This is a genomic window from Streptomyces sp. NPDC059201, assembly GCF_042754585.1.
Classification (GTDB): domain Bacteria; phylum Actinomycetota; class Actinomycetes; order Streptomycetales; family Streptomycetaceae; genus Streptomyces.
In genome coordinates, this window is record NZ_JBHZBB010000006.1 from 116184 (window position 1) to 128110 (window position 11927).

At 73.3% G+C, this 11927-nt stretch carries 13 protein-coding genes; 6 read left to right on the plus strand and 7 right to left on the minus strand.

Annotation, left to right across the window (positions count from 1 at the left end):
* The first annotated feature begins 46 nt into the window (after positions 1-46).
* The 3 genes from ACFXMG_RS20650 to ACFXMG_RS20660 all read left to right on the plus strand — a co-directional run bounded on the left by ACFXMG_RS20650 (position 47) and on the right by ACFXMG_RS20660 (position 2528).
* Entirely contained in the window at positions 47-1198 is a 1152-nt protein-coding gene (locus tag ACFXMG_RS20650; protein WP_383818239.1) for an acyl-CoA dehydrogenase family protein, read from the plus strand.
* Positions 1199-1460: 262 nt separating this feature from the next.
* Positions 1461-1751: a YiaA/YiaB family inner membrane protein gene (locus tag ACFXMG_RS20655; RefSeq protein ID WP_383818238.1), complete on the plus strand. Its 291-nt coding sequence runs from the start codon at positions 1461-1463 to the stop codon at positions 1749-1751.
* 144 nt (positions 1752-1895) lie between these two features.
* The gene (locus ACFXMG_RS20660) at positions 1896-2528 is read left to right on the plus strand and encodes a TetR/AcrR family transcriptional regulator (RefSeq protein ID WP_383818236.1); all 633 of its coding nucleotides are present in this window, start codon (positions 1896-1898) and stop codon (positions 2526-2528) included.
* On the opposite strand, the gene ACFXMG_RS20665 is transcribed toward ACFXMG_RS20660, so the two are convergent.
* Positions 2519-2980, minus strand: coding sequence for a MaoC family dehydratase (locus tag ACFXMG_RS20665; RefSeq protein WP_360318841.1), 462 nt, complete (start codon positions 2978-2980; stop codon positions 2519-2521). The two genes, ACFXMG_RS20660 and ACFXMG_RS20665, sit on opposite strands and share 10 nt — an antisense overlap.
* A gap of 106 nt (positions 2981-3086) precedes the next feature.
* On the opposite strand from ACFXMG_RS20665, the gene soxR reads away from it, so the two are divergent.
* On the plus strand, positions 3087-3575 hold the full coding sequence (gene soxR / locus ACFXMG_RS20670; protein ID WP_383818235.1) for a redox-sensitive transcriptional activator SoxR: 489 nt from the start codon (positions 3087-3089) through the stop codon (positions 3573-3575).
* Between the two features lie 8 nt (positions 3576-3583).
* Here soxR and ACFXMG_RS20675 read toward each other — a convergent pair whose 3' ends face one another.
* The 4 genes from ACFXMG_RS20675 to ACFXMG_RS20690 all read right to left on the minus strand — a co-directional run bounded on the left by ACFXMG_RS20675 (position 3584) and on the right by ACFXMG_RS20690 (position 7855).
* A complete protein-coding gene (locus tag ACFXMG_RS20675) occupies positions 3584-4291 on the minus strand; it encodes a 3-keto-5-aminohexanoate cleavage protein (protein WP_383818233.1) in 708 nt (235 codons plus the stop codon).
* A 19-nt stretch (positions 4292-4310) separates the two neighbouring features.
* Positions 4311-4922, minus strand: a complete 612-nt coding sequence (locus tag ACFXMG_RS20680; protein WP_383818231.1) for a hypothetical protein — start codon at positions 4920-4922, stop codon at positions 4311-4313.
* A gap of 283 nt (positions 4923-5205) precedes the next feature.
* Complete coding sequence (locus ACFXMG_RS20685; protein WP_383818333.1) at positions 5206-6417, minus strand: serine-threonine protein kinase; 1212 nt, start codon at positions 6415-6417, stop codon at positions 5206-5208.
* 181 nt (positions 6418-6598) lie between these two features.
* On the minus strand, positions 6599-7855 hold the full coding sequence (locus tag ACFXMG_RS20690) for an exo-beta-N-acetylmuramidase NamZ domain-containing protein (RefSeq protein ID WP_383818331.1): 1257 nt from the start codon (positions 7853-7855) through the stop codon (positions 6599-6601).
* Between the two features lie 218 nt (positions 7856-8073).
* Here ACFXMG_RS20690 and ACFXMG_RS20695 point away from each other — a divergent pair, with 218 nt between their 5' ends.
* Positions 8074-8850 carry an SDR family oxidoreductase gene (locus ACFXMG_RS20695; protein WP_383818230.1) on the plus strand — a complete coding sequence of 259 codons (777 nt, stop codon included), beginning with the start codon at positions 8074-8076 and terminating at the stop codon, positions 8848-8850.
* Positions 8851-8934: 84 nt separating this feature from the next.
* Entirely contained in the window at positions 8935-9528 is a 594-nt protein-coding gene (locus ACFXMG_RS20700) for a TetR/AcrR family transcriptional regulator (protein ID WP_383818229.1), read from the plus strand.
* Between the two features lie 4 nt (positions 9529-9532).
* Here the strand turns inward: ACFXMG_RS20700 and ACFXMG_RS20705 are convergent, their stop codons facing one another.
* Positions 9533-10747: an acyl-CoA dehydrogenase family protein gene (locus ACFXMG_RS20705; RefSeq protein WP_383818228.1), complete on the minus strand. Its 1215-nt coding sequence runs from the start codon at positions 10745-10747 to the stop codon at positions 9533-9535.
* 6 nt (positions 10748-10753) lie between these two features.
* Positions 10754-11779: a phosphotransferase family protein gene (locus ACFXMG_RS20710; RefSeq protein WP_383818227.1), complete on the minus strand. Its 1026-nt coding sequence runs from the start codon at positions 11777-11779 to the stop codon at positions 10754-10756.
* Positions 11780-11927: the final 148 nt, after the last annotated feature.

Consider the following 11927-nt stretch of genomic DNA (forward strand, 5'->3'; position numbering starts at 1 on the left):
CGATAAAACTAGCAGTGGTAATTAAAGGGATGGGTGAGGTGGCACCGTGGATCTGGCGCTGAGCGAGGAGCAGCGGGACGTACGGCGGCTCGCCGAGGACTTCGTCGCCCGCGAGGTCACCCCGCACGCGGTCGCGTGGGACCGCGCGGAGGAGGTGGACCGGGGCATCGTGAAGAAGCTCGGCGCGGTCGGCTTCCTCGGGCTCACGATTCCCGAGGAGTACGGCGGTTCGGGCGGCGACCACCTCGCGTACTGCCTCGTCACCGAGGAGCTGGGGCGCGGCGACTCCTCCGTGCGCGGGATCGTCTCCGTCTCCCTCGGCCTGGTGGCCAAGACCATCGCCTCCTGGGGCACCGAGGAGCAGAAGCGGGCCTGGCTGCCCCGGCTCACCTCCGGCGACGCCCTCGGCTGCTTCGGCCTCACCGAGCCCGGCACCGGCTCCGACGCCGGGAACCTGAGCACCCGGGCCGTGCGCGACGGCGACGACTACGTCGTCGACGGCTCCAAGATGTTCATCACCAACGGCACCTGGGCGGACGTCGTCCTGCTCTTCGCCCGCACCAACGACACCCCCGGCCACAAGGGCGTCTCTGCCTTCCTCGTCCCCACCGACACCCCCGGCCTCACCCGCCGCGCCGTCCACGGCAAGCTCGGTCTGCGCGGCCAGGCCACCGCCGAACTCTCCCTGGAGGGCGTGCGCGTCCCCGCCTCCGCGATGCTCGGCCCCGAGGGGAAGGGCTTCTCCGTCGCCATGTCCGCCCTCGCCAAGGGCCGGATGTCGGTCGCCGCAGGCTGCGTCGGCATCGCCCAGGCCGCCCTGGACGCCGCCGTGCGCTACGCGGGGGAGCGCGAGCAGTTCGGAAAGCCGATCGCCTCGTACCAGCTCGTGCAGGAACTCCTCAGCGACATCGCCGTCGACGTGGACGCCGCCCGGCTGCTGACCTGGCGCGTCGCCGACCTGATCGACCGGGGCGAGGACTTCGCGACCGCCGCCTCCCAGGCCAAGCTGTACGCCTCCGAGGCCGCCGTCCGCTGCGCCAACAACGCCCTCCAGGTCTTCGGTGGCTACGGCTACATCGACGAGTACCCCGTCGGCAAGCTGGTGCGGGACGCGCGCGTGATGACCCTCTATGAGGGCACCAGCCAGATCCAGAAGCTGATCATCGGCCGGGCGCTCACGGGAGTCTCCGCCTTCTGAGCGCCGAACTGAGCGCCGTACCGATCCCGGTACCGAGCGCCGTACCGATCCCGGTACCGAGCGCCGTACCGATCCCGGTACCGAGCCCGTACCGATCCCGGTACCGAGCCCCGTACCGATCCCGGTACCGAGCCCCGTACCGATCCCGGTACCGAGCCCCGTACCGATCCCCGTACTGAGCCCAGCACTGAGTCCCGTACCCCACCCGACCTGAGTATCCCGGCGGATGTGGCGACCGCCACATCCGCCCGATGCTGTCCCCATGAGCGAGTCACAGGTCAAGCAGCAGAACACGAACGCGTACCACGCGCAGGCCGTCATCTCCTTCGCGGTCGCCGGCGCGGCGGTCACCATCGGGATCTACCAGCTGGAGGCGAGCGCCTGGGTGCGCGCCTTCCTCGCGGTCTCCGTCCTCTACCTCACCACCTCCGCCTTCACCCTCGCGAAGGTGGTCCGCGACCGGCAGGAGTCGGACCGGATCGTCAGCAGGGTGGACCAGGCCCGCCTGGAGAAGCTCCTCGCCGAGCACGACCCCTTCCAGCAGAAGCTCTGAGCGCCTTCCAGAGAAGCTTTGAGCCCCCTTCCGGCAGAAGCTCTGAGCGCCCGCCCTCCCCGGAACCGGACGTCCCGATCTCTAAGCGCTTGCTCAGCTTCGTTGTATGGTGTTCGTCCTGACCGGTCCGAGGAGGAGTGTGGGATGAGCACGGCGGAGCAGACGCCCGGCGGCGAGGACGTGCCCTGGGGCGAGGTCACGCCCGAGGCCGCCCGGAGGCTGCTGGTCGCGGCCGTCGAGGCGTTCGCCGAACGCGGCTACCACGCCACCACCACCCGCGACATCGCGGGCCGGGCCGGTATGAGTCCCGCCGCTCTCTATATCCACTACAAGACCAAGGAAGAGCTGCTCCACCGGATCAGCCGCATCGGTCACGACAAGGCCCTGGAGATCCTCCGGGCCGCCGAGCTGCGCGACGGCGCCGCCGCCGACCGGCTGGCCGACGCCGTGCGCTCCTTCGTACGCTGGCACGCCGAGCACCACACCACGGCCCGGGTCGTCCAGTACGAGCTGGACGCGCTCGGTCCCGAGCACCGCGCCGAGATCGTCGAGCTGCGCCGGGAGACCGACGCGAGCGTGCGCCGGATCATCGAGGAGGGCGTGGCGGCGGGCGAGTTCGACCAGACGGACGTGGCCGGAACCACCGTCGCCGTGCTCTCCCTCTGCATCGACGTCGCCCGCTGGTTCAACCCGGAGGGCCGCCGGACGCCCGACGAGGTCGGCGCGCTCTACGCCGACCTCGTGCTGCGCATGGTGGGGTACCGGGCTCAGAAGTAGTAGCGCGAGACCGACTCGGCGACGCACACCGGCTTGTCGCCGCCCTCGCGCTCCACGGTCACCTTCGCGGTGACCTGCACCCCGCCGCCGGCCTCCTCGACCTTCGTCAGCACCGCCGTGGCGCGCAGCCGCGAGCCGACCGGGACCGGCGCGGGGAAACGCACCTTCTCCGTGCCGTAGTTGAGGCCCATCTTCATGCCCTCGACCCGCAGCACCTGCGGCACGAACAGCGGCAGCAGGGAGAGGGTCAGATAGCCGTGCGCGATCGTGGAACCGAAGGGGCCGGAGGCGGCGCGCTCGGGGTCCACGTGGATCCACTGGTGGTCGCCGGTGGCATCGGCGAAGAGGTCGATCCGCTTCTGGTCCACCTCCAGCCAGTCGCTGTGCCCCAGCTGCTCGCCGACCCCCGCGCGCAGCTCCTCGGCGGAGGTGAAGATCCTCGGCTCGGCCATGTCCCTGGTCCCTTCTCGTACGACATACCCAACGGTTTGTGTCTAAGCGCTTGCTCAGCATGTGGGGTGGGGGTCGCGGTGTCAACGGACCAGTAGGGTTCGAGGGGTGCCGCAGATTCCCGAGAAGATCCACGAGCTCACCGTCGGCCAGCTCTCCGCCCGCAGCGGGGCCGCCGTCTCCGCCCTCCACTTCTACGAGGCGAAGGGGCTCATCGGCAGCCGCCGTACGGCCGGAAACCAGCGTCGTTACGGGCGTGACGCCCTGCGCCGGGTCGCCTTCATCCGCGCCGCCCAGCGCGTCGGCATCCCCCTCGCCACCATTCGTGACGCGCTCTCCGAACTGCCCGAGGAGCGCACCCCGACCCGGGAGGACTGGTCCCGGCTCTCCGCCACCTGGCGGTCCGAACTCGACGACCGCATCAAGCAGCTCGGCCGGCTCCGCGACCACCTGACGGACTGCATCGGCTGCGGCTGCCTCTCCCTGGAGACCTGCGTCCTCTCCAACCCCGACGACGTCTTCGGCGAGCGGATGGCCGGCTCCCGTCTGCTGCCCCTGAGCCGCGAGACCCAGGACGAGACGGAGAACGAGGCGTAGGCCAGGATCTAGGACGAGACCTGGGGCGTACCGGACAGCGCGGCCCGTACCTGCTCCGCCGTGGAGCGGGCGCGGGTGCCGTCCGGCAGGAAGAGGGTGTCCTCCAGGCCGATCCGGGCGGCCAGACCGAGCCGTCGGGCCAGCCGCAGCACCGGCCAGGCCGCCGCGCCGGTCCCGCACAGCAGGACGGGCACCCCGCCGGGGCCGTCCGCCGCCGCCCGGGCCCACGGCTCCGCCGCGCGGGCCGTGTCCGGGAGCTCCGCCACGATCCGCCGCACCCGGGCCGCCGAAGGGGAGCGGGCGAACAGGGCCGGGCCCGCCGTGCCGGCCCGCAGCCCCGCCTCCACGGCCACCCCGCGCGCCAGCGCCGCCGCCGTCTCCTCGGCGCCCGGCTCGTGCCAGGCCACCCACGCCAGGTCAGGAAGCGTCTCCCAGGACCGGATCCGCGCGACCCGCCGCGCGGGATCGGGCTCGGCCCACGCGTCCACCGCCACCGTCACCGGTACGCGTACGGCTCCCCGCACCGCCGTCAGCGCGGGCCCCACCACCCGGGGCGAGAGCGAACCGCCGCCGCAGGGCGTCCGTGGCCGGATCCGTACCTCGTGCGCGCCCGCCGCCACGGCGTCCGCCGCGGCCTCGGCGAGGCCCGCCGGATCACGCGGCACCACCGCCGACTCCCCGGGCCCCCACGTGCCGTTCAGCGCCGCCTGGAGCACCTGCCTCCCCCCGGCCGCGTCACGCCGCCGGAGCCAGAGGGCGGTCGCGCGTCCCGCGCGCCCGGGCCAGCGCTCCCTGGGTGAGGACCGCGCGGGGCAACTCGACCCCGCAGTCCGCGCACACCGGGCCGTACCAGGCCCCCTCCTCCGGACCGCCGGTCCACGCGATCCGCGCCCCCGCGCACACCGGGCACGCCTCCCCGGGGGCGTCCTCCAGCGCCGTCACCAGCCGCCGTACCACCTCCGGCAGCGGATCCGTCGGGTGGACGGCCGGATCGCCGCACCGCACCACCCCGTTGCCACCCCACACGTCCCGGTGCCAGTCGTCCAGCGCCCCCAGGGCGCGCAGCCCGCCGTGCTTCTCGCGCCGCCGCCGGGCGGCGAACTCGTCCTCGTACGCGAGCCAGACGGCCCGCGCCTCCTCCAACTCCTCCAGCGCGGCCACCAGCCGCGCCGGGTCGAGCTCCCGGTCGTCGGGTCCGAACCCGTGCCTGCGGCACAGGTGGTCCCAGGTCGCCCGGTGCCCGTAGGGAGCGAACCTCTCCAGGCACTTGCGCAGGGAGTACCTGCGCAGTGCCGTGTCGCAACCCTGATCACGCACCTGTCTAGCGAGACTCCGGAAACCGGCCATCGCTCGCCACCTCCGTCGCTGGTCGTTCGCGCATCCGCGGTACCAGAGGGACGAACGAAGGCGCCACCGTGTTCCGCCCGGATGCGGAACACCCGCCTCCACGGCGTGAACTCGCCACGACCCGAGGGGCTGGAAACGCCCCACCGGCGCCCGATCCGGTCCGCTCCCTGCCCGCACCCCGATCCGGTCCGTTCCCTGCCCGCGCCCCTGCCTGCCTGCGCTTCTGTCCGTACCGGCCCCCACCCGCGCCCTGCCCCGGCCGCCCCGGCCGCCCAGTCCGCCCCTACCGGCGGCCTATTCGGGCTGCCGAGACCACCACCCGGGCCAGTTCCGGCCGTCGGACGTCGCTGTGCGAGCCGACGACCTCCGCGGCGTCCACGCTCACGCAGCCCGAGAGCGGTACTCCGTCCCGCAGCACCGTCGCCAGCGTCCGTCGCGCCGCTCCCGGCACGCCCTGGACGCCGTCCCAGCCGATCGCGCCCCACCGCGGGTCGCGCGCCACGAGCCGGCCGAGCGGCTCCGCCAGGGACGCCGAGTCCCCGGCCGCGCGGGAGGCCAGCGGATACAGGACGCCGAGCGCGGTGTCGTGCCGTGAGTGGCAGGCCACCACCGGCCCCCGCACCCGCAGCTGCATGTCCCTCAGCGCCCCCGACCGGCCCGGGTCGTGGGGCAGCCGCGCGGCGAACGCGTAGTGCGAGAAGGCGCCCTGGAGCAGCGTCATCGAACGGACCGGCCGCAGCGCCCCCGGCAGCCCGCGCAGCGCGTACGCCACGAGCCGGGCGCCCATGCTGTGCCCCACCAGATGCACCCGCAGCCCCGGCGCGCGGCGCGCCACCTCCGCGAGCAGCGGCCCGAGCCCCCGCTCGCCCACCTGCCCCGCCCGCCGCTTCATCACGTAGTACGTGGCCTGCCGCAGCGCCTCCCGGCCGCCCTTCCACAGCCGCCCGAGCCCGCCCCCGAACACCGCCTCCGGAGTCGTCCCCTCCAGGGCCGCCGTGAACACCGCGCACGTCTCCAGGGGATCCGCCACCAGGAACTCCGGCGCCAGGAAATCCGGCGCCCCGCCGGCGGCGGCGAAGCCCTCGTCGTCCACGTCCGCCAACTCCCGCAGCAGCGCCCCGAACTCCGCGAACGCCGCCTCCTCCGGCGGAGCGAGTGCCAGCAGCTCGGTCAGCCGGACGATCGCCCGCTCCTTCTCCGGCAGCGTCGTCACCAGCGCCCGGAAATCCGGCACGGGCTCGTCCGTGAACATCATCGAGGGCCAGACCACGCCCGCGTACCCCACCTCGATTCCCGGCGCCAGCAGCCCGGGGAAGGGCTCGAAGAAGTCGGAGTACAGGCGGGTCGCGCCGGACGGAGAGTTGTTCCACCCGTGCGCGAACACCACCAGATCCGTCACCCCCCGCCGCGCCAGCGCGACCAGCTCGGCCGCCTGCCCCGCCGGGCCGTCACCGTCCCTGTCGAGGACGATCTCCCGGTACGGATCCACACTCATCCCGCTCACGGCCCGCCCGTCCCTCCCCGTCGAGGAAGCGCCCAGGGGCCCGATACCGGCAACCCCCGGGCAGCATGCCCGGATCCAGCCAAAGTCAGACCTCACGGGCCCTACTCGGACCTCACGGGCGCTATTCGGACCTCACAGGCTCTGTTCGGACCTTGCCGGCCATGCTCGGAACTCACCGGTACAGCAAGTGCTCCCGTCGCACCGCCCGGAAGGCCGCCAGGTCCTCGGCCCAGGCGCCCACGACCTCGTCGGTGTCCGCGCCCGCGTCGACCAGCGTACGCACGCGCGTGGAGCCGGTGAGCTTGTCGATCCAGTGGTCGGGGCGCCAGGCGAATCCGGACCAGGAGGAGCGGGCGGTGACCAGGAGCCCGATCCCGGTGCGTACTGGGTCGAAGGACTCGCGGTCGTGGACGTGGAGCTGGACGCCGCCGACCGTGCGGCCCTGGAACTTGGAGAAGCTCGGCGCGAAGTACGCCTCGCGGAAGCGGACTCCGGGCAGGTCCAGGGCGTTCGCCGCCTCCGCCCAACGGCGGTCGACGCCCTCCGCGCCGAGGAGTTCGAAGGGGCGGGTGGTGCCCCGGCCCTCGGAGAGGTTGGTGCCCTCGAAGAGGCAGGTGCCCGCGTAGACGAGCGCGGTCTCCGGGGTGGGCATGTTCGGGCTCGGCGGCACCCACGGCAGCCCCGTGGCGTCGAAGAAGTCCCGGCGCCGCCAGCCCGACATCCGTACCGTCTCCAGCTCCACCGGACGGGCCAGGAACTCGGCGTTGAAGAGGAGCGCCAGCTCCGCCACCGTCATGCCGTGCGCCTGCGCGATCGGCTCGCGGCCGACGAAGGTGGCGAAGGCCCGGTCCAGGACGGGGCCGAGGGCCGCCCGGCCGCTCACCGGGTTCGGCCGGTCCAGGACCACGAACCGCTTCCCGGCCAGCTCCGCCGCCACCATGCAGTCGTAGAGCGTCCAGATGTACGTGTAGAAGCGGGCGCCCGCGTCCTGGATGTCGAAGACGACCGTGTCGACACCGGAGGCGGTGAAGATGTCGGCCAGCGCCTGCCCGCTCTTCAGGTACGTGTCGTGGACCGGCAGCCCGGTCGCCGGGTCGTCGTACCGGCCCTCCGAGCCGCCCGCCTGTGCGGTGCCCCGGAAGCCGTGCTCGGGGCCGAACACGGCCACCAGGTCCACCCGTTCGTCGGCGTGCATGACGTCCACCAGGTGCCGGGCGTCCGCCGTGATCCCGGTCGGGTTGGTGACCACGCCGACCCGTTCGCCGGCCAGGAGGGCGTACCCGTCGGCCGCCAGCCGCTCGAATCCGGTCCGTACGCGCGCGTGCGCCCGCCCGGGGTCGGCCGCGGCGGGGGAGGCGGTCGCGGCCAGCGCCCCTCCCGCGGTCAGGGCCCCTCCGGCCGCCAGCAGATCCCGACGCGACAGCTTCAACCGCCTCATGCGTGACATGGGCACGCAGGCTAGCGCTCCTGACGCCCCGGGGGAACGAGGCGTGCGGAAGGCGGTGAGCCGGAACCTTCCGAGCCTTCCGTCGTCCCCACCGGAGCCCTCCGTCGTTCCCTCCGAGGTCTTCCACCGTCCATACCGACCGGTTAGTCTGCCCGGTGTCACCGGAGCGGTGACCGAGCCGCACCACCCTGGAGGGGTCCATGAACGCGGGCACGCACGAGGTCCGGGGCGCCGCCGTCGTCGTCACCGGAGCGGGCGGCGGCATCGGCGCCGCCCTCGCCCGGCGCTTCGCCGCCGAGGGCGCCCGCGTCGTCGTCAACGACCTCGACCCCGTCCGGGCCAAGGCCGTCGCCGACGAACTCGGCGCCCTCGCCGTCCCCGGCGACGCCTCCGCGATCGTCGACGAGGCCCGCGACGCCCTCGGCGGCACCGTCGACATCTGGTGCGCCAACGCCGGACTCGCCTCCGCCGGCGACGCCTTCGCCGACGAGGCCGTCTGGGCCGCCGCCTGGGACGTCAACGTGATGGCCCACGTCCGCGCGGCCCGCGCCCTGCTCCCCGACTGGCTGGAGCGCGGCACCGGCCGCTTCGTCTCGACCGTCTCGGCCGCCGGCCTGCTCACCATGATCGGCGCTGCCCCGTACAGCGTCTCCAAGCACGGCGCCTACGCCTTCGCCGAATGGCTCTCCCTCACCTACCGCCACCGTGGTCTCAAGGTCCACGCCATCTGTCCGCAGGGCGTCCGCACCGACATGCTGGCGGCCACCGGCTCGGCCGGCGACCTCGTGCTCGTCCCGACCGCCGTCGAGCCGGAGACCGTCGCCGACGCCCTCCTCGACGCCATCGGGGAAGACCGTTTCCTCGTCCTTCCGCACCCGGAGGTGGCCGGTTTCTACCGCAACCGCGCGGACGACCCGGAACGCTGGATCGGCGGCATGAACAAGCTCCAGCGGCACTGGGAGGCGGGCGCGCGCTAGCGCACCCGGCGACGGATGGGAAGATCTACCGACGGAGGCCCCGACCGCCAGGGACGGGGCCGGAGGACCGGAAGGCGGCGGAGCATGGCCAGGACGACGGACGGGGACGGCTCTCCCGTCCCCCAGAGGCTCCTCGCCGCCGCCACCCGGCTCTTCGCCGAGCGGGGCTACGACCGCACCTCCGTCCAGGAGATCGTCGAGGCGGCGGGCGTCACCAAGGGCGCGCTCTACCACTACTTCGGCTCCAAGGAGGACCTCCTCCAGGAGGTGTACGCGCGCGTGCTCCGCCTCCAGCAGGAGCGGCTCGACGACTTCGCGGACGCCGACGCGCCCGTCGAGGAGCGCCTGCGCTCCGCCGCCGCCGACGTCGTGGTCACCACCATCGAGAACCTCGACGACGCGTCGATCTTCTTCCGCTCCATGCACCACCTGAGCCCGGAGAAGAACAAGCAGGTCCGCTCCGAGCGCCGCCGCTACCACGAGCGCTTCCGCGCCCTCGTGGAGGAAGGCCAGCGGGCGGGCGTCTTCTCCTCCGCCACGCCCGCCGACCTCGTCGTGGACTACCACTTCGGCTCCGTGCACCACCTGTCCACGTGGTACCGCCCGGACGGCCCGATGACCCCGCAGCAGGTCGCCGACCACCTGGCCGACCTCCTGCTGCGGGCCCTGCGGCCGTGAGCCGTCAGAGGTAGCGCTTCAGCTCGCGGCGGGCCAGCGACCGCTGGTGCACCTCGTCCGGCCCGTCCGCGAGTCGCAGGGTCCTGGCCGCCGCCCACAGCTCGGCGAGCGGGAAGTCCTGCGAGACGCCGCCGGCGCCGTGCGCCTGCACCGCCTTGTCGATGATGTCCACCACCGCGCGCGGGGTGGCGATCTTGATGGCCTGGATCTCGGTGTGGGCGCCCTTGTTGCCGACGGTGTCCATCAGCCAGGCCGTCTTGAGGACGAGCAGGCGCAGCTGCTCGATGGTCACGCGCGCGTCCGCGATCCAGTTCTGCACCACGCCCTGCTGGGCGAGGGTCTTGCCGAAGGCGGTACGGGAGACGGCCCGCCGGCACATCAGCTCCACCGCCCGCTCGGCCATGCCGATCAGCCGCATGCAGTGGTGGATCCGACCGGGGCCGAGCCGCGCCTGCGCGATGGCGAAGCCGCCACCCTCCTCGCCGATGAGGTGCGAGGCGGGGACGCGGACGCCGTCGAAGACCACCTCGGCGTGGCCGCCGTGGTAGTGGTCCTCGTAGCCGTACACCTGCATCGCCCGCCGTACCTCGACGCCGGGGGTGTCGCGGGGGACCAGGATCATCGACTGCTGGCGGCGGAGGTCCGTCCCGTCGGGGTCGGTCTTGCCCATCACGATGAAGACCTTGCAATCGGGGTTCATGGCCCCGGAGATGTACCACTTGCGCCCGTCGACGACGTACGCGTCGCCGTCCCGCCGGATCCGGGTCTCGATGTTCGTCGCGTCGGAGGAGGCCACGTCGGGCTCGGTCATCGCGAAGGCGGACCGGATCTCGCCCGCGAGCAGCGGCTCCAGCCACTGCTTCTTCTGCGCCTCGTCGGCGAACTGGGCGAGCAGCTCCATGTTCCCGGTGTCCGGGGCCGCGCAGTTGAGGGCGGTCGGTGCGAGCTGCGGGCTGCGGCCGGTGATCTCGGCGAGCGGCGCGTACTGGAGGTTCGTCAGCCCGGCCCCGTACCCCTCGTCCGGGAGGAAGAGGTTCCACAGGCCCTGCCGCTTGGCCTCGGCCTTCAGCTCCGCCACCACCGGCGGCTCGTCCCATGGCGAGGCGAGGTCGGCCCGCTGCTCGTGGGCGACGGCCTCGGCGGGGTACACGTGCTCGTCCATGAAGGCGAGCAGCCGGGCCCGCAGCTCCTCGGTGCGTGCGTCGTAGGAGAAGTCCATGGCGGTTCAGCCCTCCTGAAGGGTGGTCAGGCCGTGCTCGATGAAGACGGGGACGAGGTCGCCGATGCGGTCGAAACCGGCGCCGACGGTCTGCCCGAGGGTGTAGCGGTAGTGGATGCCCTCCAGGATCACGGCGAGCTTGAACCAGGCGAAGGCCGTGTACCAGGAGAGGGCGGAGACGTCCCGGCCGGAGCGGGCGGCGTAGCGCTCGACCAGTTCGGCGGCGGCCGGGTGGCCCGCGGCGGTCGCGGTCGTCGAGATCGGCGAGCCGGGCAGGTCCAGCGGGGTGCTGTACATGACGAGGAGGCCCAGGTCGGTCAGCGGGTCGCCGAGGGTGGACATCTCCCAGTCGAGGACCGCCTCGATCCGGTCGTCGGCGCCGACCAGGACGTTGTCGAGCCGGTAGTCGCCGTGCACGACGGTCGGCGCGGGGGAGCCGGGCAGCGCGCGGCCGAGTGACGCGTGCAGCTCCTCGATGCCGGGCAGGTCGCGCCCCCGGGAGGCGGCGAGCTGCTTGCCCCAGCGGCGGAGCTGCCGGTCGAGGAAGCCCTCCGGCCGGCCGAAGTCGCCGAGACCGACGGCCTCCGGCTCCACCGCGTGCAGGTCGACCAGCGTGTCGACCAGGCCGAGGACGGCGCCGCGGGTGCGCTCAGGGCCCAGCGGGGCGAGCTGGGAGGCGGAGCGGTACGGGGTCCCCTCGACGAACTCCATGACGTAGAAGGGCGCGCCGAGCACCTCCTCGTCCTCGCACAGCAGCACCGTGCCCGGCACCGGCACCGAGGTCCCGCCGAGGGCGCTGATGACCCGGTGCTCGCGCTTCATGTCGTGCGCGGTGGCCAGCACGTGCCCGAGCGGCGGGCGGCGCACCACCCAGCGGCCGGTGCCGTCGGTGACGACGTACGTGAGGTTGGAGCGGCCGCCCTCGATCAGCCGGGCTTCGAGGGGCCCGGCGACCAGTCCGGGCCGCTCGCGCTCCAGATGGCGGCGCAGGCGCTCGGGATCGAGGCCGGGTGGCGGGGCGGCGTGGCTCATCGGGCGTACCTCCGGTGGGTCGGTCGGTCGGCGTTCATGATGACCGACCAGTCGGTATGTCGTCCAGAGGGCTCCCGAAACACGGGGGCCCGGGCGCCCGGCCCGGGGGGGGCCTCCCCTCGTCCGTACCCGCCGCCCCTCTTGGCCC

What these genes read in the sequence shown, in the direction of transcription:
- ACFXMG_RS20655 (WP_383818238.1), top strand. Translation starts at nt 1,461, where the DNA reads ATGAGCGAGTCACAGGTCAAGCAGCAGAACACGAACGCGTACCACGCG.
- ACFXMG_RS20710 (WP_383818227.1), bottom strand. Translation starts at nt 11,779, where the DNA reads ATGAGCCACGCCGCCCCGCCACCCGGCCTCGATCCCGAGCGCCTGCGC.
- ACFXMG_RS20700 (WP_383818229.1), top strand. Translation starts at nt 8,935, where the DNA reads ATGGCCAGGACGACGGACGGGGACGGCTCTCCCGTCCCCCAGAGGCTC.
- ACFXMG_RS20680 (WP_383818231.1), bottom strand. Translation starts at nt 4,922, where the DNA reads ATGGCCGGTTTCCGGAGTCTCGCTAGACAGGTGCGTGATCAGGGTTGC.
- ACFXMG_RS20660 (WP_383818236.1), top strand. Translation starts at nt 1,896, where the DNA reads ATGAGCACGGCGGAGCAGACGCCCGGCGGCGAGGACGTGCCCTGGGGC.
- ACFXMG_RS20705 (WP_383818228.1), bottom strand. Translation starts at nt 10,747, where the DNA reads ATGGACTTCTCCTACGACGCACGCACCGAGGAGCTGCGGGCCCGGCTG.
- ACFXMG_RS20695 (WP_383818230.1), top strand. Translation starts at nt 8,074, where the DNA reads ATGAACGCGGGCACGCACGAGGTCCGGGGCGCCGCCGTCGTCGTCACC.
- ACFXMG_RS20665 (WP_360318841.1), bottom strand. Translation starts at nt 2,980, where the DNA reads ATGGCCGAGCCGAGGATCTTCACCTCCGCCGAGGAGCTGCGCGCGGGG.
- ACFXMG_RS20685 (WP_383818333.1), bottom strand. Translation starts at nt 6,417, where the DNA reads ATGAGTGTGGATCCGTACCGGGAGATCGTCCTCGACAGGGACGGTGAC.